General features: G+C 41.1%; 17 protein-coding genes. 14 read left to right on the top strand and 3 right to left on the bottom strand.

From position 1 onward, the window contains the following. Positions 1 to 107: 107 nt before the first annotated feature. Together AL038_RS06055 and AL038_RS06050 are read right to left on the bottom strand one after the other, a co-directional pair. Entirely contained in the window at positions 108 to 2,384 is a 2,277-nt protein-coding gene (locus AL038_RS06055; RefSeq protein ID WP_101539222.1) for a heavy metal translocating P-type ATPase, read from the bottom strand. A 289-nt stretch (positions 2,385 to 2,673) separates the two neighbouring features. Beyond that, positions 2,674 to 2,814, bottom strand: a complete 141-nt coding sequence (locus AL038_RS06050; protein WP_083991447.1) for a DUF3096 domain-containing protein — start codon at positions 2,812 to 2,814, stop codon at positions 2,674 to 2,676. Between the two features lie 883 nt (positions 2,815 to 3,697). Between AL038_RS06050 and ccoN the strand changes: the two genes are divergently transcribed. Genes ccoN through ccoP form a run of 4 tightly spaced genes read left to right on the top strand, consistent with a single transcriptional unit; the run spans position 3,698 to position 6,906 of the window. Continuing rightward, positions 3,698 to 5,170, top strand: coding sequence for a cytochrome-c oxidase, cbb3-type subunit I (ccoN, locus tag AL038_RS06045; protein WP_062150429.1), 1,473 nt, complete (start codon positions 3,698 to 3,700; stop codon positions 5,168 to 5,170). A gap of 13 nt (positions 5,171 to 5,183) precedes the next feature. Continuing rightward, positions 5,184 to 5,801: a cytochrome-c oxidase, cbb3-type subunit II gene (gene ccoO / locus AL038_RS06040; protein ID WP_062150426.1), complete on the top strand. Its 618-nt coding sequence runs from the start codon at positions 5,184 to 5,186 to the stop codon at positions 5,799 to 5,801. Positions 5,802 to 5,804: 3 nt separating this feature from the next. After that, positions 5,805 to 5,984 (top strand): cbb3-type cytochrome oxidase subunit 3, encoded by a 180-nt coding sequence (locus AL038_RS06035; RefSeq protein ID WP_062150423.1) that lies wholly within the window; start codon positions 5,805 to 5,807, stop codon positions 5,982 to 5,984. After that, positions 5,977 to 6,906, top strand: a complete 930-nt coding sequence (gene ccoP / locus AL038_RS06030) for a cytochrome-c oxidase, cbb3-type subunit III (protein ID WP_062150420.1) — start codon at positions 5,977 to 5,979, stop codon at positions 6,904 to 6,906. The genes AL038_RS06035 and ccoP overlap by 8 nt, the downstream gene beginning before the upstream one ends. Positions 6,907 to 6,965: 59 nt before the next feature. Here ccoP and AL038_RS06025 read toward each other — a convergent pair whose 3' ends face one another. Next, positions 6,966 to 7,352, bottom strand: coding sequence for a RidA family protein (locus tag AL038_RS06025; RefSeq protein ID WP_062150417.1), 387 nt, complete (start codon positions 7,350 to 7,352; stop codon positions 6,966 to 6,968). A 45-nt stretch (positions 7,353 to 7,397) separates the two neighbouring features. Here AL038_RS06025 and AL038_RS06020 point away from each other — a divergent pair, with 45 nt between their 5' ends. The 10 genes from AL038_RS06020 to AL038_RS05975 all read left to right on the top strand — a co-directional run bounded on the left by AL038_RS06020 (position 7,398) and on the right by AL038_RS05975 (position 21,457). Then, positions 7,398 to 9,170, top strand: a complete 1,773-nt coding sequence (locus AL038_RS06020) for an ABC transporter substrate-binding protein (protein ID WP_236839477.1) — start codon at positions 7,398 to 7,400, stop codon at positions 9,168 to 9,170. Between the two features lie 294 nt (positions 9,171 to 9,464). Then, positions 9,465 to 11,129, top strand: a complete 1,665-nt coding sequence (locus AL038_RS06015; protein ID WP_236839475.1) for an HD domain-containing phosphohydrolase — start codon at positions 9,465 to 9,467, stop codon at positions 11,127 to 11,129. Continuing rightward, positions 11,126 to 11,578, top strand: coding sequence for a hypothetical protein (locus tag AL038_RS06010; RefSeq protein WP_062150414.1), 453 nt, complete (start codon positions 11,126 to 11,128; stop codon positions 11,576 to 11,578). The genes AL038_RS06015 and AL038_RS06010 overlap by 4 nt, the downstream gene beginning before the upstream one ends. Before the next feature lie 79 nt (positions 11,579 to 11,657). Further along, positions 11,658 to 12,197: a hypothetical protein gene (locus AL038_RS06005; RefSeq protein ID WP_062150411.1), complete on the top strand. Its 540-nt coding sequence runs from the start codon at positions 11,658 to 11,660 to the stop codon at positions 12,195 to 12,197. 100 nt (positions 12,198 to 12,297) lie between these two features. After that, a complete protein-coding gene (gene mfd, locus AL038_RS06000; RefSeq protein WP_062150409.1) occupies positions 12,298 to 15,750 on the top strand; it encodes a transcription-repair coupling factor in 3,453 nt (1,150 codons plus the stop codon). 94 nt (positions 15,751 to 15,844) lie between these two features. Further along, positions 15,845 to 16,594: a HipA family kinase gene (locus AL038_RS05995; protein WP_062150407.1), complete on the top strand. Its 750-nt coding sequence runs from the start codon at positions 15,845 to 15,847 to the stop codon at positions 16,592 to 16,594. Then, complete coding sequence (locus AL038_RS05990; protein ID WP_062150404.1) at positions 16,594 to 17,055, top strand: DUF3037 domain-containing protein; 462 nt, start codon at positions 16,594 to 16,596, stop codon at positions 17,053 to 17,055. The genes AL038_RS05995 and AL038_RS05990 overlap by 1 nt, the downstream gene beginning before the upstream one ends. A gap of 53 nt (positions 17,056 to 17,108) precedes the next feature. Further along, complete coding sequence (locus AL038_RS05985; protein ID WP_062150401.1) at positions 17,109 to 18,053, top strand: hypothetical protein; 945 nt, start codon at positions 17,109 to 17,111, stop codon at positions 18,051 to 18,053. A 61-nt stretch (positions 18,054 to 18,114) separates the two neighbouring features. After that, complete coding sequence (locus AL038_RS05980) at positions 18,115 to 18,465, top strand: FliH/SctL family protein (RefSeq protein ID WP_062150398.1); 351 nt, start codon at positions 18,115 to 18,117, stop codon at positions 18,463 to 18,465. A 94-nt stretch (positions 18,466 to 18,559) separates the two neighbouring features. After that, positions 18,560 to 21,457 carry a DEAD/DEAH box helicase gene (locus AL038_RS05975; protein WP_062150396.1) on the top strand — a complete coding sequence of 966 codons (2,898 nt, stop codon included), beginning with the start codon at positions 18,560 to 18,562 and terminating at the stop codon, positions 21,455 to 21,457. Positions 21,458 to 21,731 lie beyond the last annotated feature (274 nt).

Below are 21,731 nucleotides of genomic sequence, written 5' to 3'. Positions count from 1 at the left end.
ATTTCTTATCCCGAACTCAGGTTAATTAGACTTTTTACCCCAAAAAAAATACACAATCCACGCAATAACCGCACATCCTAACGCAATAACTAACCAGCGGTCGCCCGTCATACCGCACCTCCCGTAGGTTTAAAGTAGCGCAAGCGGTTTGCATTTGTTACCACCGTAACAGAACTCGCTGCCATGGCTGCTCCCGCTAGCATCGGTGACAGCAAAACACCAAACAGCGGATATAAAACCCCCATCGCAATAGGAATACCTAACACATTGTAAAAAAATGCACCCACAAGATTCTGTTTAATGTTTTGCAAAGTTGCGCGACTGATTTGCATCGCAGTTGCTACGCTCGTGAGTTTGCCTTGAATGAGCGTAATATCGCTAGATTCTATCGCCACATCAGTTCCTGTTCCTATCGCAATGCCAACATCTGCTTGTGCTAAAGCGGGCGCGTCGTTGATTCCATCACCAACCATCGCAACAATACGCCCTTGTGCTTGTAATTGCTTTACTTTATTTGCTTTATCCGCAGGTAAAACGTCAGCCAGTACTTCATGAATACCAATTTGTTCTGCAATCGTCTGTGCAGTGCGTTGATTATCACCCGTCATCATAACCACACTTAAACCCATTTGTTGTAAGGTTTGAATTGCGTGGGCAGAATCGGGTTTGAGTGGGTCGGCAATTGCAATAATTCCTAACAGTTGTCCCGCAACGGCAAGAAATACAGGAGTTTTACCTGCTTGAGCCAGTTGTGTCGCTTGTGTGCTGAGTGCAGTAATGTCAATTTGTTGGTCTTGTAGTAATTTTGCATTTCCTAACAACACGGCATTATTTGCAATTTTGCCTTGTACTCCATGCCCTGCCAACGCGAGAAAATCTGTTGCTTCTTCAAAGTTTATACCCTGTGCCGCTTGTACAATGGCTGTTCCTAAAGGATGTTCGGAATGGCGTTCTAAACTTGCCGCGTAAAATAATATTTTTTCTTTGTTTGTGGTGGGTAGGGGAATCACATCCGTGACGGTTGGCTTGCCTGCGGTAATCGTACCTGTTTTATCAAAGACGATGGTATTGATTTTCTGGACTTGTTGTAGGGCATCGCTGGCACGTATGAGAATGCCATATTCTGCTGCTTTGCCAATACCAACAGTGATAGAGGTTGGCGTAGCCAAGCCTAATGCGCAAGGGCAGGCAATAACAAGGGTTGTGATTAAGGCTATTGTGGCATACACCACTCGTGGTTCAGGCCCTATAACGTACCAAACCATAAATGCCAATACAGCTAAAATCATTACCGTTGGCACAAAATAGCTGGCAACTTTATCAACTAAACGTTGTATCGGTGCTTTAGAACTTTGTGCAGTTTGTACCATGCGAATAATATTTGCTAATACAGTATCTTGTCCTACTTTACGCGCTCGTAAGCGAAAGCTGCCGGTTTTATTTAAGGTCGCGCCAATCACTTCGTCCCCATTTTGTTTTTCAACAGGCATCGCTTCCCCTGTGAGCATGGATTCATCAATGGTGCTATTGCCTGAGATAATTACGCCATCTACAGGAATTTTTTCACCGGGGCGCACCAGAACGATGTCTCCTACTTGTACGGCTTCAATGGGAATATCTATTTCTTGTTCATCGCGCAACACTCGTGCTGTTTTTGCTTGTAGCCCTATGAGTTTGCGAATGGCTTCTGATGTTTTGCCTTTTGCCTTAATTTCTAGGGCATTTCCTAATAAAACCAGTGTGACAACAACCGCGATAACTTCCCAAAATACTTCTGCTGCATGGTGAGGAAACCATGTCGGAAATAATACGGCTATGCTGGAGTAGAGAAAAGCGGCTGTAATACCTAAAGAAACCAGTGTGTTCATGTTCGCCGTGCGGTGTTTAAAACTGGCCCATGCACTGGTGTAGAAATGCGCGCCCGACCAAAACATGACGGGTAAACAGAGTAAGCCTAGAAAGCCCCATAACCACCGCCGTTCTTCCGTTCCCATTGCGGGTATCCAATCTAGTTGTCCAAACAACATTTCGGGATAACTAAAAAACATGACAGGAATCGCAATAATTGCAGAAAACCAGAATTTCCGCATTAAGGCTTGGTATTCAAGTGTATGTTCTTGTAGCTGTTGTTCTGTACGTATGGCTTGCGATTCAGCTTTAATAATTTTTGCTTCATAGCCATGTGATTGTATAGCTAAGCGTAATTTTTCAAGGTCAAGTTGTGGGACATAGCTGATTTCTGCCTCTCCTGCTAGTAAATTAACATTTGTAGATACAATACCTTGCTGTTGTGAAATGATGCTTTCAACCGTTGCAACGCAAGAGGCGCACATCATACCCTTGATAGCAAGGCGGGAGGTGAGGGGGGGGCTATCTGTAGTCATAATAGTTATCTTTGTATGTTTTAGCGTAATTTTTGTTTTTAGCAGGGATAGTTGCTTGTCTTTGCTAAAAAATGGGGCGAGTCAATTATTTCAGGAATTATTGGGGTAGTTAGACTGATCAGATTAAACACGGATGAAGGATTTAAAATGCTGATACATAGAGTATTCGCGTTTTAAAAAAGGCAGCTTTTTGTATAAACTATTAATTAGTTGTGGAAAATCTTATTTTTAACAATGATGTTGAATAAAATGGTAAAGAGATAATTTTTTCTCTTTACCTACCTATTATTTATCTAAGTCCTACCAGTCCAATAACACCTACAATAATCAGGTAAATAGCCACTACATAATTGAGTAGCTTTGGTTGCAATAAAATTAAAATACCTGCAACCAATGAGACAATCGCATTAATATCAACATGAAGATTCATCAGATTATTCCTTCCAGTCATTGTTTATTTTATCTGCCATGTGATTTCTACTCACAGCAGAGCCTACCCGTACCAACATAATAAAACGATATTTGTAACGTTAGCAGTTATTGCATTAATAGATAAAAATATCAATATTTACCGAAAAATTAAAATATCCCTCATGGTAACGCAGATTAAACACTCTTTGATGAGATAAATTGGAGAGCTTGCTTTTTATTTCCTAGTAATTTTATCAGTTAATTAATTATTAACATGGATTAATTGTCACTGGATTTTTTTACCGATACCAAAAAAGTTTTATACTTAAAAACACGTAAAAAGTATAAAATACATTGTGAGAAACAAAGGGGGATAGGTCTTGTGGTATCGCAACAGATTTGTGGACGATTTGTTTATCCTCAATAATTGAGCAAACACCTGCAATAATCATTTGGTTAATATAATTAACGCTGTTTTCATGACCTGATAGAATTTATGAGTATGCTTGTGTATGCGTATGCCGTAAAATTATCATGTACTCACTTATTTGTTTTGATGGATATCCTAAACAATGGGTGAAGAAGTCTTGATTTTTTAATGTTGTACTTGTTAGCACGATTTTGCGGGGAGATGGATTTCGAGTCGAGTATCGCAGACTAATAAAACCTTTATTTCAAGTCTTTTGCCTATCTTTAAGAAATAAGCAGACAGCCAGTAATGGTTTTTTGTAGGTGACTTGTTCTAGTTGCTTAAATCAAAGTTTTTTCAGTTAAAAACCACAGATAATTCTAATCATTTATTTTTTAGTTGGTAGCGTTCTTCATCAAGTTGAGGACTAAATCAAATAAAAAAAGGTTTGGTATTATCATTATTTTTTATTTTGCTACATAGGGAGACATTTATGGCGGAAGCTACTCTTTCTGCTAATGTGGCTGTGGGTCAAGAAGAGACCTACAACTACAAAGTCATCAAGCAGTTCGCTATTATGACGGTGGTTTGGGGGATTGTGGGCTTTTCCGTGGGTGTGTTGATTGCAGCGCAATTAGCATGGCCTTGGTTAAACTTTGACATTCCTTATCTCACGTTCAGTCGTTTACGTCCATTACATACCAATGCAGTTATTTTTGCTTTTGGTGGATGTGCATTGTTTGCAACCTCTTACTATGTTGTTCAACGCACCTGTCATGCACGTTTATTCTCAGATAAGTTAGCCGCATTTACCTTCTGGGGTTGGCAAGCGGTTATCGTCTTAGCAGCCATTACTTTACCGCTTGGTATCACGCAAAGTAAGGAATATGCTGAATTAGAATGGCCTATTGATATTTTAATTGCCGTCGTGTGGGTTTCTTATGCAGTCGTGTTTTTTGGTACGATTATAAAACGGAAAGTCCCTCATATTTACGTTGCAAACTGGTTCTATGCCTCCTTTATTATTACCGTTGCAATGTTACATATTATCAACAGTGCTGCCGTCCCTGTTAATTTCTTGGGCTGGAAATCTTATTCAGCTTACGCGGGTGTACAAGATGCGATGGTGCAATGGTGGTATGGTCATAATGCTGTCGGCTTCTTCTTAACCGCTGGCTTTTTGGGCATGATGTATTATTTTGTGCCTAAGCAAGCAGGTCGTCCTGTTTATTCCTATCGTTTATCCATTGTCCACTTTTGGGCATTGATTTTCGTTTATATTTGGGCAGGTCCTCACCATTTACACTACACCGCTTTACCTGATTGGACACAGTCATTAGGAATGGTAATGTCCTTAATCTTATTAGCACCTTCTTGGGGCGGTATGATTAACGGTATCATGACCTTATCAGGTGCATGGCATAAATTACGAACGGACCCTATTTTACGTTTCCTCGTCGTTTCTCTGTCTTTCTATGGCATGTCCACTTTTGAAGGTCCTATGATGGCTATCAAGACAGTAAACGCACTGTCTCACTATACCGATTGGACAATTGGTCACGTGCATTCTGGTGCATTGGGCTGGGTTGCGTTTGTCAGTATGGGTAGCTTGTATTACATGATTCCTCGCTTATTTGGTCGTCCTTTATACAGCCTGAAACTGGTTGAAGTGCATTTCTGGATATCTACCATTGGTATCGTGTTATACATTTCTGCAATGTGGGTTGCGGGTATTATGCAAGGTCTGATGTGGCGTGCTACAAATGCTGATGGCACATTAACTTATAGCTTTGTTGAGTCTGTTGCTGCTATGCACCCCTTCTATATAACTCGTTTTGTTGGCGGTGTCTTCTTCCTGTTAGGTGCCTTAGTGATGGCATTCAACGTTTACAAAACCGTCACGAGTAAAAGCACTGAAAATGTGGAAGCCAATGATATGATTCCCGCCCCAGTGTTGGCTCATTAAGGAGAATGCCAAAATGTCAACAGCACATGGAAAAGTTGAGAAAAACATTGGCTTTATGATTATCCTCATCATCCTCTTTGTCAGTGTGGGTGGTTTAGTCCAGATCGTACCGTTGTTTTACATGCAATCAACAACACAACCTGTTGAAGGATTAAAGCCTTATGACGCTTTATCCTTAGCAGGACGAGATGTTTATGTTCGTGAAGGATGCTATTTGTGCCACTCACAAATGATTCGTCCTTTCCGTGCAGAAACAGAGCGTTATGGACATTACTCTGTAGCTGGCGAGTTTGTTTATGACCGTCCTTTCCAATGGGGTTCTAAACGCACAGGTCCTGATTTACACCGTGTGGGTGGACGTTACAGTGACGATTGGCATCGTTTACATCTGCTTAATCCTCGTATGGTTGTCCCTGAATCCATCATGCCCGGATATCCTTGGTTAGCAGAAAATACAGTGGACGGTGCAACGGTACAAGAACGGATGCAAATGCTAAAAAATACCTATGGTCATCCATATACAGACGAAGAAATTGCCAAAGCACCTGAAACGGTAGCAGGCAAAACTGAAATGGATGCCGTCATTTCCTATTTGCAAGGGTTGGGCAAAACAATCCAAACCCGGAGGTAGGTCGTGAACTTATTAGCATTAGTTCAATCTATTTGGACTGTTGTTGTCATGGTGGTTTTTTTAAGCATTGTGGCATGGGCGTACAGCAAGCGGCGTAAACAAGAATTTGACGAGATTGCACGCCAACTTATCGAGGATGATGATTCCGTAGCAGCGATGGTGAAGGAGAAACGGCATGTTTGATAATAAAATGTTTTTTAGTGATTTTTGGGAATGGTTTATTATTGTTCCCACCGTAGGGGGCATTTTAATGCTGTTTGCCCTCATTATTTGGATGTCGCTGGGTATCAAACGTCCTCAAAAAGGTGAAGATGTAAAAACCATGGGACACGTGTGGGATGGGGATTTAGAAGAATTTAATAATCCTTTGCCCATGTGGTGGTTAAACATGTTTTATATCACCCTATTCTTCGGCATTATTTACTTAATTCTCTTTCCCGGTTTAGGCTCTTTTAAAGGCTACTTAGGCTGGACAGAAGTTAAGCAATATGAACAAGAAGTTGATGCGGCAAATACCCGTTTTGGTCCGTTATATGAGCAGTTTAAAACACAACCTATTCCAGAATTAATCGCCAATAAAGATGCTTTACAAATTGGTCAACGCCTATTTATTACCTACTGCACAGCCTGTCATGGGTCTGATGCGGGCGGTGGTCCGGGCTTCCCCAACTTGCGCGATACGGATTGGTTATGGGGCGGTACACCCGAAGCCATTCAAGCGACTATTACCAATGGTCGCCAAGCAATGATGCCTGATGCTAAAACCAACGGATTAAATGAACAAGACATTAAAAACGTCGTGCAATACGTCCGTAGCTTAAGTGGTTTACCGCATAATGCAGACGTTGCGACTGAAGGCAAAAAGAAATTTGATACCATTTGCATGGCGTGTCATGGTATGGAAGGTAAAGGCACACAGGCAATGGGCGCACCTAACTTAACCGACAATGTTTGGTTGTACGGACGTGATGAACAAACGATTGAAGAAACCGTTCGTTATGGTCGTCGTGGTAAAATGCCCGCACAATTAGACTTCTTAGGTGAGGCAAAAGTTCATTTACTCGCAACTTACATTTATAGTTTGAGTAATACGCCCAGTAAATAAGTTATTGTGTTTGTAAAACAAATTAAGGGTATGAATCCTATCAGATTCATACCCTTTTTTTATTCCGTTAAAACCATAATAGCATCCATTTCAACGCCAACACCTTTCGGAAGTGCTGAAACGCCAACAACCGCACGGGCAGGATAAGGCGTTTGAAAATATTCCGCCATCACCTCGTTAACATGAGGAAAATTATTTAAATCGGTTAAAAAAACCGTTAATTTGACAAGATTAGATAAATCTCCCCCTGCCGCTTGGGCAACTGCGCGCAAGTTTTTAAAGACCTGATGAATATGTTCCCGAATATCACCGCCGTGTATCAACATCGTTTCTGGAACAAGTGGTATTTGTCCTGATAAATACACCATATTACCGACTTTAATTGCTTGAGAATAAGTGCCTATCGCTTGTGGCGCGTGAGTGGTACTAACAACGTTATAATGCATAAAAATTCACTTCCTTTAATTAAATAGGCGAGAAAATAATGAATAATGACAACCGTGTTATTCAGGCACTACCAACGAGAAAAATACACCTACATGGAGCGCAAAATCGTGTTTTATCATAAAACCCTCTACCTACTTTTTATCTTATTATTGAGTATCAACTGCCATGCTACTGATGAACCTGAGATAAACACAGAAAATAAAATACCGCATTACGCGCCCTTGTCCATGCGTACTGATGACAGCAGTCAACGTGTCGCGCCGCAACTTGCCAAAGGCTCACATCTACAAGTTTATCTACCTAGCCTGCCTTATCTATATGTATCCCATGCTATTAACAGTGCATTATTTCGTCCTGCAAACAATGATAAAGGTTGGGAACTTGATTTAGCAACGGCTTATCATCAATTAAGCGACACGGTTTACGAATTTACCCTACGTCAAGGTGTTGTTTTTCAAGATGGTACACCATTTAATGCAGATGCGGTCCTGTTAAACATGCAATATTTCAAACAAAAACCCTTTACCTACAGCAAAATTCATAAAGTATTTGATTATGCAGAGAAGATTGACGACTATACAGTCCGATTTCATCTAACAGAAAAATATGGCGTTTTTCTGAATGATGTTATCTGGATTCAATTTTACACCCGCACTTATTTAGAAAAGTTTGGTTGGAACGGTAAACCTACTTGTCCCAATTTAGCCGAAGCAGGTGCTTACGGTTTAGGCCCTTACGTTCTCACCAAAGGCTACATCGAAGGCGACAGAAAAACACCCGTTGCTGAACTGGTTGCCAATCCACTCTATTGGGATAAACGCTATCCAAAAATTGAGAAAGTAACCATTTATACCGAATTGAATAGCCAAGCAGCAAAAGACAATGTGTTATATAAAGAAAACGCCCTAGATATTACCCCCATTGATTTTGCTCAGAAAGTGGAAACAATCCTTTCACCCTATGGCAAACTGGTTATTTCACCCGCCACCGATAACTATGCCATTCATATCAACATGCGAACAGGCAATGCTAAATTACGTGAAACGGCTGTACGTCTAGCACTCAACCAAGCCCTACACCAATACAACCTGCTGTATTTTACCTATGAAGGTGAAGGTGAATTATCACCCGTTGGTATTTCCCCCTCCTTTCCCGGTGTGCGCGAAGCCATGCAAACCATAAAACCTTTTTCCAGCCTACAAGACCCCTATGACCCAGAAAAACAAGAACAACTCAAAAAGGTTCTCAATGGACTGACCTTAAAAGTGCTAACACAAGAACGTTTTATGTTTCTCTGGCGCGGTATTGAATATCAACTTAAAAAAGTGGGCGTTACCCTAGAATTTACCACCACAAAAACCGAAACAACGATTTTTGAACAACTCCTCACAACACATGACGAAAAAAATACACAAGCATGGGATTTACTTATTTGGGGAAATGACGACTGGTTTTTCTACCACCCATGGACAGCATTTTTCACCCTACGTACCAATGATATTTGGAGTACGGTGTATGATGACCCCACCATGAACGCCCTAATAGAAGACATGTTCAAACAAACAGTTGGCGAAGCAGGTTACAACGAAAATGTTTTAAAAATCATGCAACGCGCTTACGATAACGCCTACATGCTCTTTGTACCAACGCCCAACAAAGTATTTGCTGTCAATAAAGAAGTCATTTTTACACCTTACAAAATGGCATCACTACCCTTATGGGAAATACAACTAACTACCTTACATCCCTCTATTCGTCAAGGAGAATATCCAGAGGAATTAAAAAAACCCGTAGAAATTGTGCGAAAAAACTTCTAAGCCACGATATAACAGTTATCTACTTCTATCACAGGTTCAAGACTTCTACAAAACTAGCGTAGAGATACGATTAATCGCACCTCTACTGCTATTCTTAAAAAAGAACGTATATAAAGCATAATCTACATTCATCTTAAAAATCTTTAATAAAATTTATTATGTTATGTATTTTTACCGAATACAATTTGCTAATTATTGCACCTTCACTAATAATTGTTCTATGTTCGATGTTATAAACACGGATTCACCTTTCAGCGCAACAAATACTGAAAGCTATCAACCAAGGTATCCATCATGATGCAACCCTTATCCACCACACCAGTTGAAAATATTCTCGATCCATTAGCACGTTTAAAAGCCCTTAATGCGATTGGAATAGCCTTGTCTGCTGAGAAAAATGGAACACGCTTACTAGAACGCATTCTCAAAGAAGCGAAACGGATAACTTTTGCTGATGGTGGAACACTCTATACCCGTAATGAAAATAATGGATTAGATTTTGAAATCCTACTGAATAACAGCCTAAAAGTACAAAAAGGAGGAACGAGTGGCGACCCCATCACCTTTCCACCACTTCCCATGTACAACGAACACGGTGAACCCAACCTACACACCGTTGCTGTCTGTGCAGCATTGCGAGGGCAAACCATTAATATTGCTGACGCTTACAGCAATCCTGACTTTGATTTTTCAGGCACACGCGCTTTTGACCAAAAAACAGGTTATCGCTCAAAATCCTTTCTAACCGTCCCAATGAAAAATAATGAAGACGAAGTGATAGGCGTACTCCAACTAATCAACGCAATTAACCCCATCAGCAAAGATATTCAAGAATTTAGTCAATTTGACCAAGAACTCGTCGAATCGCTCGCCTCACAAGCCGCTGTTGCAATGGTTAATCAACAACTCATAGAAGAACAACGCAAACTATTTGAATCTTTTATTCAACTCATTGCATCCGCAATTGACAACAAATCCCCCTACACAGGCGGACACTGTCGCCGTGTGCCTGAATTGACCATGATGTTAGCGGATGCTGTTGCAAACACGGAGACAGGCACACTAAAACACTTTCAAATGACAGAAGAAGACCGTTATGAACTCTACGTTGCAGGCTGGTTGCACGACTGTGGCAAAGTCACAACACCTGAATATGTCGTAGATAAAGCAACAAAACTACAAACTATTTTTGACCGTATTCACCTTATTGATGCACGATTTGAAGTATTAAAACGCGACGCAGAAATTAAATTACTACGCGACCATATTGCCAATCAAACCACCGATATATCCCAACTAGATAAAAAATTAGACGAACAAAAACAGCAGCTTAATCAAGAAAAAACTTTTATACAACAATGCAATATTGGTGGCGAATTTATGGACGATGCCCATAAAAACCGTGTACGACAAATTGCGGAACACCACTGGATTAATCCTGATGGACAAACACAACCGCTATTAACGGAAGAAGAAATCTATAATTTAATGATTAGTCGGGGAACGTTGACAACCGAAGAAAGGCAAGTTATTAATAACCATATCGTTGCAACCATTAGCATGTTAGAACAACTCCCCTATCCCAAACATTTACGCCGTGTTCCCGAATTTGCAGGTGGACATCATGAACGGATGGACGGCAAAGGCTACCCAAAAGGGCTTACCCGCGAACAAATGTCAATACAAGCCCGTATTATGGGCATTGCGGATATTTTTGAAGCCCTAACAGCCGGTGATAGACCTTACAAAAAAGCCATGCCTTTATCTAAAGCCCTCACAATCTTAGGAAATATGAAACTAGATAACCATATAGACCCTGATTTATTTGACATATTCATGCACAACAAAATTTACATGCAATATGCCGAAAAATTTTTACCGCCCGAACAAATAGACACCATTGATTTAAATAAAATTCCGGGTTATGTCCCCCAACCAGAACACAGCCTAACCAAATGATACCCCTCCAAAACTGGCTATTTCCAAAACAACATCGACGTTTTAACGGTTTACGGTGGGCAAGAATTATCTTACGAACATTACATATTATTGGCGTGGTTGGACTGGGGGGCGGTATTTTATTTCACCTACCAGAAAATACATGGTATCCCTATTTACTGCTCACCAGTTTTACAGGTATCTGCCTTATTCTACTAGAACTTTGGACAAATGCTGTCTGGTTATTTCAATTAGGCGGCTTGGCTATTTTGAGTAAATTAGGTCTCTTTTTCCTACTGCTACACTTTCACTATTACGAACAATTTTTACTCATTAGCATATTAATAATATCTGGGATTATCTCCCACGCACCCGCTATTGTTCGCCACTATTCCCTCTGGCACGGTAAACCCATAGATTACTTACCCATCCATGATGAAAAATCACTCGTACCAGATAAGAAAGGATAAACCCGCATAAAGTGCCTATTTTCACACGGTTACACACGCCATACCTGCTCAAAAAATATAATGAATGAGATAAAATATTATGTTACGCACGCTACTTATAACCATGCTTCTCCTCGCACAACCCCTATTTGCAGAAACGAATTGTCACTGCCCACAAGGAGAAAATGTTGCACTAGACCAACAATGTCCAAATCCATTCACAACAGAACAAGCACTCACAGAACTCAACCACCTTTTACCCAGTCGCGGAACGGGCAGCATAGCTGACGAATTTTACCAAGCAGAACAACAGCGCGTACAAAACGGAGTATTACAACAACTCTCCTGTGGTGAACTAGAAATACGTCGCCAACTGCTGCCTGATATTGCCAATCAAAATCACAATCGAGCAAACGTAGCCATCAAATCCCTTGAATCTTTATATCAAAGCCATAACGCACTCAGTGAAAGCGCGCAAACCACTTACCGACGCAAACATACACCCGACGTAATGATGCTTGACCGATATAACCATTTTTACGACGATTACGAGCCAACTTACGCATCACCCTATTACAACCATCACCTTGTTCCCCACCTTTACTACCGACATAAAAATATTTACTGGTCTGACAGATAACTAACCCATCTAAAATCATCACATTAATATCGTCTGTGGGTCAGGGCTAATTCTCGTTATAATATGCGTTCACACACCGCTAACGAAATAACCTGCCCTTATGTCTCGTCTATCCCCTTTACATCCCGCGCTTACAGTTAAAACAGGTCAACGTCAAGATTGGAGTGGTTTACAAGGTAGCAGCATCGGTTTAGCCATTAGCCAAGTGGCCACCGCCCACGCTCAACCGTTCATTGTTATTACCCCCGATACCCTTACCATGCAACGGCTGGTGGAAGAAATCCAATTTTACGCCCCCGCCCACCTACATCTGTTAAGCTTTCCCGATTGGGAAACCTTACCCTATGACCTATTCTCTCCCCATCAAGATATTGTTTCAGAACGACTATTAACCCTCTATCAATTGCCTGACATAGAACAAGGTGTACTAGTGTTGCCAATGACAACCCTACTCCACCGTTTACCCCCAAAAACCTATGTCCGTGCAAACAGTTTCTTACTCAAACAAGGACAACACCTCAATCAAGAAAAACTCCGCCAACAACTAGAACAAAGTGGCTATCACTATGTTTCTCAAGTTGCTGAACATGGAGAATTTACCGTGCGCGGGGGACTATGCGATTTTTTCCCCATGGGTAGCGATGAACCCTACAGACTAGAATTCTTTGGTGATGAAATTGAAACCATTCGCACTTTTGACCCCGAGACCCAACGCACGCAAAACACATTAACTGAAGTTCGCCTATTGCCCGCCCGCGAATTTCCACTAGACGATGAAGCCATCACCCGCTTCCGCACCCAATGGCGCACCCAATTTGGTGGTGACCCCACCCGCTGCCCTGTTTATAAAGACATCAGCAACCACATTGCACCTGCGGGAATAGAATACTATTTACCCTTATTTTTTAATGAAGTACATACACTGTTTGATTACTTACCCACTAATAGCATAATAATGACATTAGAAGGTGTTTTAGACACCATTAACCAATTCTGGACAGATGCACAAGGACGCTATGAACAACTCCGTCATGACATAGAACGCCCACAGCTTGCGCCTTCCCACCTATTTCTACAACTGAATGAAGTTTTTGCACACATCAAAGATTACCCATCTATTCACCTCAGCGCGACCGAACAAAATAAAGGCCTACAATTCGCCACCCAAGCCCCCCCTGCCTTACCAATAGATGCCCGTGCGCATGACCCATTGACTCCCCTCAAAAATTTCCTGCAAACATTTCATGGTAAAACCCTCATTACCGCAGAAACCACAGGGCGACGGGAATCAATGCTAGAATTATTCCGTCGTTATGCCGTAAAACCACAATTAGTAGAAAATTGGCAAGATTTCCTAAATAGTCCACACCCCCTAAACCTAACCATTGCCCCCCTCACACAAGGGCTACTACTCGCTGAAGAATCACAACCGCTCACCGTCATCAGCGAAACCCAACTATTTGGCGAGCGTGTCGCACAACGACGATTACGCAAAAAAGCCGCAACCCAACGCGATACAGATGCGATTGTCCGCAACCTCACCGAACTCACCATCGGCGCACCTGTTGTACATGAACAATACGGCGTAGGACGTTATCAAGGCTTAGTTACTTTAGACATCAGTGACATGCCTGCGGAATTTCTACATTTAGAATACGACAAACAAGAAAAACTCTACGTTCCCGTTGCACAACTACATCTAATCAGTCGATTTACAGGCACAGACCCCGAACACGCCCCCCTACACCGACTAGGCTCAGGACAATGGGAAAAAGCCCGTCGTAAAGCCGCACAACAAGTGCGTGATGTTGCCGTAGAACTCCTCGATATTTACGCAAAACGCGCAATCCGTTCAGGTCATGCCTGTAAACAAGATTTAGTTGCCTATCAAGGTTTTGCAGAAGGCTTTCCCTTTGAAGAAACGCCCGACCAGCAAGAAGCCATTGATGCTGTTTTAGCCGATATGTACGCACCAAAAGCGATGGATAGACTTGTATGTGGCGATGTCGGTTTTGGTAAAACTGAAGTAGCGATGCGAGCCGCGTTTATTGCGGTACAAGATGGATTACAAGTGGCGGTACTAGTCCCAACAACCCTACTCGCCCAACAACATTATCAAAACTTTCAAGACCGTTTTGCCGATTGGGCAGTACAAGTTGAACAACTTTCTCGCTTTCGCAACAAAAAACAACAAGAAGAAACCTTGCTAGCAGTTGCAGATGGCAAAGTCGATATCGTCATTGGCACACATAAACTACTACAAGAAAATATTAAATTCAAACAGTTAGGATTGGTTATTATCGACGAAGAACACCGTTTTGGTGTACGTCAAAAGGAAAAATTTAAAGCCCTACGTGCAGAAGTTGACGTGCTGACCCTCACCGCCACGCCAATTCCACGTTCATTAAACATGGCATTATCCAATCTGCGCGACTTATCCATTATTGCTACCCCCCCCTCACGTCGACTAACGATTAAAACCTTTGTAAAAGAATGGCATATTCCGACTTTGATTGAAGCAATTCAACGCGAATTGCGTCGTGGTGGACAAGTCTATTTTTTACACAATGACATTGATAGCATTGAAAATATGGCAAATGATATCGTCAATCTCGTGCCAGAAGCACAAGTCCGTGTTGCACACGGCAAAATGCGCGAACGGGAATTAGAACGGGTAATGCAAGACTTTTATCATCGACGCTTCAATGTATTAGTCTGTACGACAATTATTGAAACAGGTATAGACGTACCGACAGCAAACACCATCATTATCAACCGTGCAGATAAATTAGGACTTGCTCAACTGTATCAACTGCGTGGACGCGTTGGACGCTCACACCATCGCGCTTATGCGTATCTAATCGCCCCGCCCAAAAAATCCATGACACCCGATGCAGTAAAACGCTTAGATGCTATTAGCGCGTTAGAAGAGCTGGGCATGGGTTTTACCTTAGCAACCCACGATTTAGAAATTCGTGGAGCAGGAGAATTACTTGGCGATGAACAAAGCGGGCATATTCAAGAAATTGGCTATAGTCTTTATACCGAATTATTGGAGCGCGCGATTGAAGCCCTCAAAGCAGGAAAACAACCAGAATTAGAACGTCCATTAAATACAGGGACAGAAATTAATTTACACGTTTCTGCCTTGATTCCCAATGATTATTTACCCGATGTACATAGTCGTTTAATTCTGTATAAACGCATTGCCAATGCACCCAGCGCAGAAGCATTAGACGAAATTCAAGTAGAAATGATAGACCGTTTCGGATTATTGCCCGACCCCGCAAAAGCACTGTTACAAATCACAGAATTAAAACTAAAAGCGACCCCATTGGGGATTCGTAAAATCGATATAGGAACAGAAGGCGGATATTTACAATTTATCGAAAATCCACCGATAGAACCTTTACAAGTTATTCAATTAGTGCAGAAAAACCCGAAGCAATACCGAATTGATGGACAAGATAAATTACGCCTACTATGGTCTAGCCCCGATTTTATCAGCCGTTGGACTTTACTAGATAAAGTATTAACTCAATTGATAGCGTAATGGATTAATAAAAGGGGCGTTTTTAAAGGTAATTAATCCTGAAAATTTAGTAAATTCTGATTCAGTCCATTCTTTGTAATGTCGTGAGGTGGTTATGTCAGTTGAAATTATCGAGATACTCGGACGTGCTAATGAAGGAACAACAGCCCCTTTTATTTGTCGTGGCAATGATAAGCAGATTTATTTCGTAAAAGGTATGCGTGCAGGAAGACGTAGCCAAATTTGCGAGTGGATTGCAGGATGTTTGGCGCAAAAACTACAACTACCCATTGCACCATTTAACGTGGTTCATGTGCCTAGCGCGTTCTTAGAAAAAAATACATATAGAGATGTTACACAGTTAGGTATTGGTTTAGCGTTTGGATCGTTACGGCAGGAATATACTATTGAAGTTGAACCTAATCATCTTCATGAAATACCTGACACCTTACAACAAGCGATATTTGCATACGATTGGTGGATTCAAAATATGGATCGCACCTTGACCGAACAAGGAGGAAACCCCAATCTTTTATGGCGGTTAAAAGCGATAGATCCGTCTTCCACTAGATTAGTTGTAATTGATCATAACTTGGCGTTTGATAAAAATTTCTGTAAACAGGATTTTATTGAATTACATATTTTCAGAAAACAATGGGTTATATTATCTACTGATAAAGCCATACAAAAACATTATAACAGATTGTTTTTAGAGGCATTAAAAGATTGGGATGCGATTTGTAATAGTGTTCCTAATGAATGGTGGTTTATTGATATTGAACAAACTATTCCTGTCGATTTTGATTTAAACGCAATTTATGACCAACTAATACATTGTAAAAATACAGCATTTTGGGATAAATAATGGAAAAAATTCTGTGTCAATACGCCATTGTGCGTTTTATGCCCACTATAGAAACAGAAGAGTTTATTAATGTTGGTATCGTGTTATTAGCAACACAACATCATTTTTTCGGTTTTAAACTCACTAATAAACGTTATGGACGAATTACGCATTTTTTTCACAAAGAAGCACGTGATGCCTATCTTTTTGCAAAAGAAAATATCTTAGAAAAAGAATTAATTAGGATTCAAAAACTACTAGACAAGTATCAATTAGAGAACCACTCTAAAAAAGAATATAGTGATTTTGCACGAACTATCTTTAATGAATTAATTCGCCCCCGAGAAACCGCAATTCGCTTTAGTGAACAAAAAGTATTACTTAGCAATAATGTAGAGAACACACTAGAAGACTTATTTGCCTCCTACGTAAATCGCTATTTTGTGTCAAAACCCATTGCGAAGCGCATTAGTGAAAAGTGACCGTTTTTATCATTACCCTGCTAAAGCAATCAATAAGGATATAAATAAACACCATGCACTACGACATCACCCTAAAAGACTTATTTCAACAATTGCCAAAACAACTTTTTCAAACTTTATGGGGTGCATTACCTGTAGAATTATTAAACCTAGAATTTTCTCAAACAAAACAACGTCGCCCTGATATTATTGCAAAATTAGCCAATGGACAAATCCACCATTTAGAATTACAAAGTGATAATGATGCAGACATGCAATGGCGTGAATTGGAATATTACAGCTTGATATATCAGGCTTATCAAATAGAACCGATACAACAAGTATTATATGTCGGCAACAAACCCAGCCGTTTTACCACCACTATCCAACATAAACAGCTAAACTTTTCTTATCAATTAATTGATATTCGCGAGTTAGATTGTCTTAGCTTATTAGAAAGTGAAGAAATCAGCGATAACATCTTAAGTTTACTAGGTCGTTTACCAGACCGTCGTGAAGCGGTTAGACGGGTTTTAAACAAAGTTGCGGGGCTAGCAGAAAATCATCGGAATGATGTCATAACACGTCTAGCCGTTTTATCAGGACTTAGACCATTAGAACTGCCCAGTTTATTAAAAGAAGAGGTTCGTACCATGAGTATTCGCGTTAATTTAATGGAAAATCCCTTATTTAAAGAAAGCTACGAAAAGCATTTTGGAGAAGGCGTACAGCAAGGCATGGAAAAGGGCATACAACTAGGCATGGAAAAAGGCGTACAGCTAGGTATGGAAAAAGGCGTACAGCAAGGCATGGAAAAGGGCGTACAGCTAGGCATGGAACAGGGCGTACAGCTAGGCATGGAACAGGGCGTACAGCTAGGCATGGAAAAAGGCGAGCAACAAGGTATCAATAAAACAACCCAACAGATTGCTCGGCAAATGCTAGCAGAAGGGCTACCCATCACGTTAATTACCAAATTAACCCAATTGACTGCGGAAGAGATTCAGCGGTTGCATTAATTTTTCGGCATGAACAAAGTAATACGGATACCACCGCATCAACGGTGTTATCCATCTGGGTATGTCATCAAACAATAAACTAGAACTATCCCGTTTACTAAAAAAAGAGGTTCGTACCATGGGTATTCGCGTTAATTTAATGGAAAATCCCTTATTTAAAGAAATCTACGAAAAGCATTTTGAAGAGAACGTACAGCAAGGCATGGAACAGGGCATACAGCAAGGCATGGAACAGGGCATACAGCAAGGCATGGAACAGGGCATACGGCAAGGCATGGAACGGGGCATACAGCAAGGTATCAATAAAGCAACTCAACAGATTGTTCGGCAAATGCTAGCAGAAGGGCTACCCATCGCGTTAATTACCAAAGTAACCCAGTTATCGGCGGAAGAGATTCAACGGTTACATTGATAATGCCTTTTAATCCTTTTCCTATCCCATCTTTACTGTAATTTTATACAGTATTATAATAAGCTCTTCTAACTTTTTCTGACGAGCAATCTCAATGTTTTTCCGTAAACCGAAAAAGAAAATTCTACCAACTAACTTTAAATGGGTTTTAGACGGCACAGAAATTTGCTTGCAACTCCTACAAGGAGAAACCCTAATTCCCTTAGATACATGGATGCAAAAGACAGGGCAACAAACCTTTGCAGGCGTGTCATTTTTATTGGGTGAATTAGAAATTCAAGCAGATTGGGAAGATTCACAACATACTTTATTTCCATTAGATATTAATACATTAAAAACCCAAGCGGCATGGGTTGCACGTCTATCATCCTATCAAGCCACTTGGTTACAACTGCCACCACCCGCGCCGTTTATTCTGGACATAGACCATGAAGGCACATTAGACCAAGAAAAATTCCGCTTTCAATACCAATGGTTACGCGACAACGGACAACCTTTGTTAATGCCACAACAAATTGGGGCATTATTACAAGTTGGTTCAAATGTTTATCGTTTAGCTGAACCGCATTTCTCGCTAATCAATGGTATGGAAACATTTAATGCAACCCCGCCACAAGCAATGGATGAACGGTTTTTAGCATGGGGAAAACTCAGCGAATTATTGCCCGAAGATAGTGTGCAAGCAATTCAAACACAAGGCTATTTACAAAAAACCAAAATTGCTCATGCGTGCAGTTTTACCCTTGATGTTCAAGAAGAAAATGGCGAGTTTATTTTCGACCCTATCTTTGTTAAAGCCAAACCTGTAAATGACCCCAACGCGATTGATTTCAGCATTGAACCTGAAATGCTGTTACCTGAAAATTATAAAGCCACTTTTAAACAACGCTTTAGAGAAGCAATACAAGCCCGCTCACGTTATGTACTACAAGAAGGTTGGTACGTGGTGGTCGATGAACCTTTGCGCCAAGCCTTAGACGTGGTGCATCGTTTCCAAAAAACTGACCCCGCTACCCGTCGAGAATTCGCTAAAAATCCGCGTGCTTATCTACGAGGTGTTTTAGGGGACAATGTAAATGAGGATATTTTAGAAAGTTTATTTGTCGAAACCCGCGAATATTCTCAACGAGTGACCGAAATAGGCTTATGGGAAGCTAAAGTATTGCCATTAGCACAACTCGCTTCAGAAACATGGCTTCCTCCGCAAGCACAGAATGCCCGCCGTGCGCGTCCATTGTCCGAAGCGGAAACCTTAGCCCTTGAGGAATTAGCCGAAACGGAAGAAACGGATAAAAACCGCCGTATTACTTTGAAAATTGATGATAATTTACAAACACTAAATTATATCAAACAACATTGGCAAGCCCGTGAACCCGCCTTACCCTTACAAACGCCTAGCGCGCTAAAATCAACCTTAAAAGCGCATCAAGAATCAGGTTTGCAATGGATGCAAGAACATTGGAATAGTGGTAGTCCCGGTTGTTTATTAGCTGATGACATGGGGCTTGGAAAAACCTTACAATCCCTAACCTTTATGGTATGGCTGAAAGAATCCATGCGGGCAGGCTTGGCAGAAAACTTGCCGATTTTAATCGTTGCCCCCACAGGCTTATTAAAAAACTGGGAACAGGAACACCAAATTCATTTTAATATGCCTGCTTTGGGGCAATTATTGCGGGCGTATGGGCAAGATTTACGCGATTTACGCACGACTCAAGGAAGTGAATTAACCCACGGATTGCCTTTATTAGATAAAGAACGCTTGCAACAAGCTGATTGGTTATTAACCACTTACGAGACGTTACGCGATTATCAACACAGTTTTGCAGGCTTGCATTTTAGTGCGATTATTTTCGACGAAGTGCAGAAAATTAAAACGCCCGGCACATTAATGACCGAGGCGGCAAAAGCAATGCACACCGAGTTTATTCTCGCAATGACAGGTACACCGATTGAAAACCGTCTATCTGATTTGTGGTGCATTATCGATACCGTTTGCCCCGGTTATTTGGGCGATTTAAAACAATTTAGCGCGTATTATGAAAAAGACCGCGATAATATGTTTGAATTAAAAGCCTTTTTAACCCAAGACTCCAGCGAAAATACGCCGCCAATTATGTTACGACGGATGAAAGAAGACCATTTAACAGGTTTTCCCGCCTTGGAAGTGCATTTACTCCCAGAACATCAAAGTATTGGCAGTATGCCCCCACTACAGGCGGAAAGTTATGCAGGGGTTATTCGCCAACAGGTTGAAGGTGAAGCAAAAGCGGGGGCTGTGTTAGAAGCCTTGCAACAACTGCGAGGGATTTCCTTGCATCCTTATTCACCTGCGGAATGGATAAGCCTGCATGAAACAGAAAGCGTACCCGCGCCCGAAACCATTCCCGTTGAAATACCCGTTGTGGACAGTGCGGAAGTTTTACTACAACAAGATAATATGTATATTCAACAATCTGCACGATTGACAACCACGTTTACATTGTTAGATGAGATTCAAGCGCAACAAGAAAAAGTCTTAATTTTCTTAGAATCACAATACATGCAACGCTATTTAATGGGCTTGATTTATCGCCGTTATGGGATTAATCCTATGTTAATCAATGGTTCAGTGAATGGACAAAAACGTCAAGAACGGGTCAATCAATTTCAAAAAGCGCAGGGGTTTGATGTCTTTATTATTTCCCCACTGGCGGGTGGGGTGGGGTTGACTCTGACAGCGGCAAATCATGTGATTCATTTGACCCGTTGGTGGAATCCTGCGGTAGAAGACCAATGTACTTGTCGGGCGTATCGAATTGGGCAAACTAAAACGGTACATGTGTATTATCCGCTGGCAATTCATCCTGAATTTAAAGAACATAGTTTTGACTGGCGATTGCATAATTTATTGGATAATAAACGGGCATTAAGTCGGGATATGCTCTTACCACCTATCGCACAAGAAGAAGATATTCAACAACTTTATGAAGATATTGTACATGTTGTGTAATTTGTGTGGGATTTTCACAAGATTATTCTTGGGGCAATGCCAAACAAGTAAAGATTTACTGTAGGGCGCATCATTAAATAACGCGATGGGCAAGAGAAGATAGCAATATAGCGTGGTGGGCGTTGCCCACCAAAACTTGAGCGTTTACTTGGTCAAGAGGAATTTATCTTGATAATGGGTTTACCTAGCTGCCTTTTTAAAAGACGGGAATTGCTTTATCACCGCCTCTTTTTTAACCTGCTTTAGCGGGTAACGCCAAACGCCACTTGTCGCG

The organism is Beggiatoa leptomitoformis, assembly GCF_001305575.3.
Classification (GTDB): domain Bacteria; phylum Pseudomonadota; class Gammaproteobacteria; order Beggiatoales; family Beggiatoaceae; genus Beggiatoa; species Beggiatoa leptomitoformis.
This window is presented reverse-complemented; position numbering and strand designations above follow the sequence as displayed.

Bases quoted from the DNA above. Each gene is read 5' to 3' on its own strand.
- AL038_RS05975 (WP_062150396.1), top strand. From the start codon at position 18,560: ATGTTTTTCCGTAAACCGAAAAAGAAAATTCTACCAACTAACTTTAAA.
- AL038_RS06050 (WP_083991447.1), bottom strand. From the start codon at position 2,814: ATGAATCTTCATGTTGATATTAATGCGATTGTCTCATTGGTTGCAGGT.
- mfd (WP_062150409.1), top strand. From the start codon at position 12,298: ATGTCTCGTCTATCCCCTTTACATCCCGCGCTTACAGTTAAAACAGGT.
- AL038_RS06010 (WP_062150414.1), top strand. From the start codon at position 11,126: ATGATACCCCTCCAAAACTGGCTATTTCCAAAACAACATCGACGTTTT.
- AL038_RS05980 (WP_062150398.1), top strand. From the start codon at position 18,115: ATGTCATCAAACAATAAACTAGAACTATCCCGTTTACTAAAAAAAGAG.
- AL038_RS06055 (WP_101539222.1), bottom strand. From the start codon at position 2,384: ATGACTACAGATAGCCCCCCCCTCACCTCCCGCCTTGCTATCAAGGGT.
- AL038_RS05985 (WP_062150401.1), top strand. From the start codon at position 17,109: ATGCACTACGACATCACCCTAAAAGACTTATTTCAACAATTGCCAAAA.
- ccoN (WP_062150429.1), top strand. From the start codon at position 3,698: ATGGCGGAAGCTACTCTTTCTGCTAATGTGGCTGTGGGTCAAGAAGAG.
- AL038_RS05990 (WP_062150404.1), top strand. From the start codon at position 16,594: ATGGAAAAAATTCTGTGTCAATACGCCATTGTGCGTTTTATGCCCACT.
- AL038_RS06015 (WP_236839475.1), top strand. From the start codon at position 9,465: ATGATGCAACCCTTATCCACCACACCAGTTGAAAATATTCTCGATCCA.
- AL038_RS06005 (WP_062150411.1), top strand. From the start codon at position 11,658: ATGTTACGCACGCTACTTATAACCATGCTTCTCCTCGCACAACCCCTA.
- AL038_RS06025 (WP_062150417.1), bottom strand. From the start codon at position 7,352: ATGCATTATAACGTTGTTAGTACCACTCACGCGCCACAAGCGATAGGC.
- AL038_RS06020 (WP_236839477.1), top strand. From the start codon at position 7,398: ATGACAACCGTGTTATTCAGGCACTACCAACGAGAAAAATACACCTAC.
- AL038_RS05995 (WP_062150407.1), top strand. From the start codon at position 15,845: ATGTCAGTTGAAATTATCGAGATACTCGGACGTGCTAATGAAGGAACA.
- ccoP (WP_062150420.1), top strand. From the start codon at position 5,977: ATGTTTGATAATAAAATGTTTTTTAGTGATTTTTGGGAATGGTTTATT.
- ccoO (WP_062150426.1), top strand. From the start codon at position 5,184: ATGTCAACAGCACATGGAAAAGTTGAGAAAAACATTGGCTTTATGATT.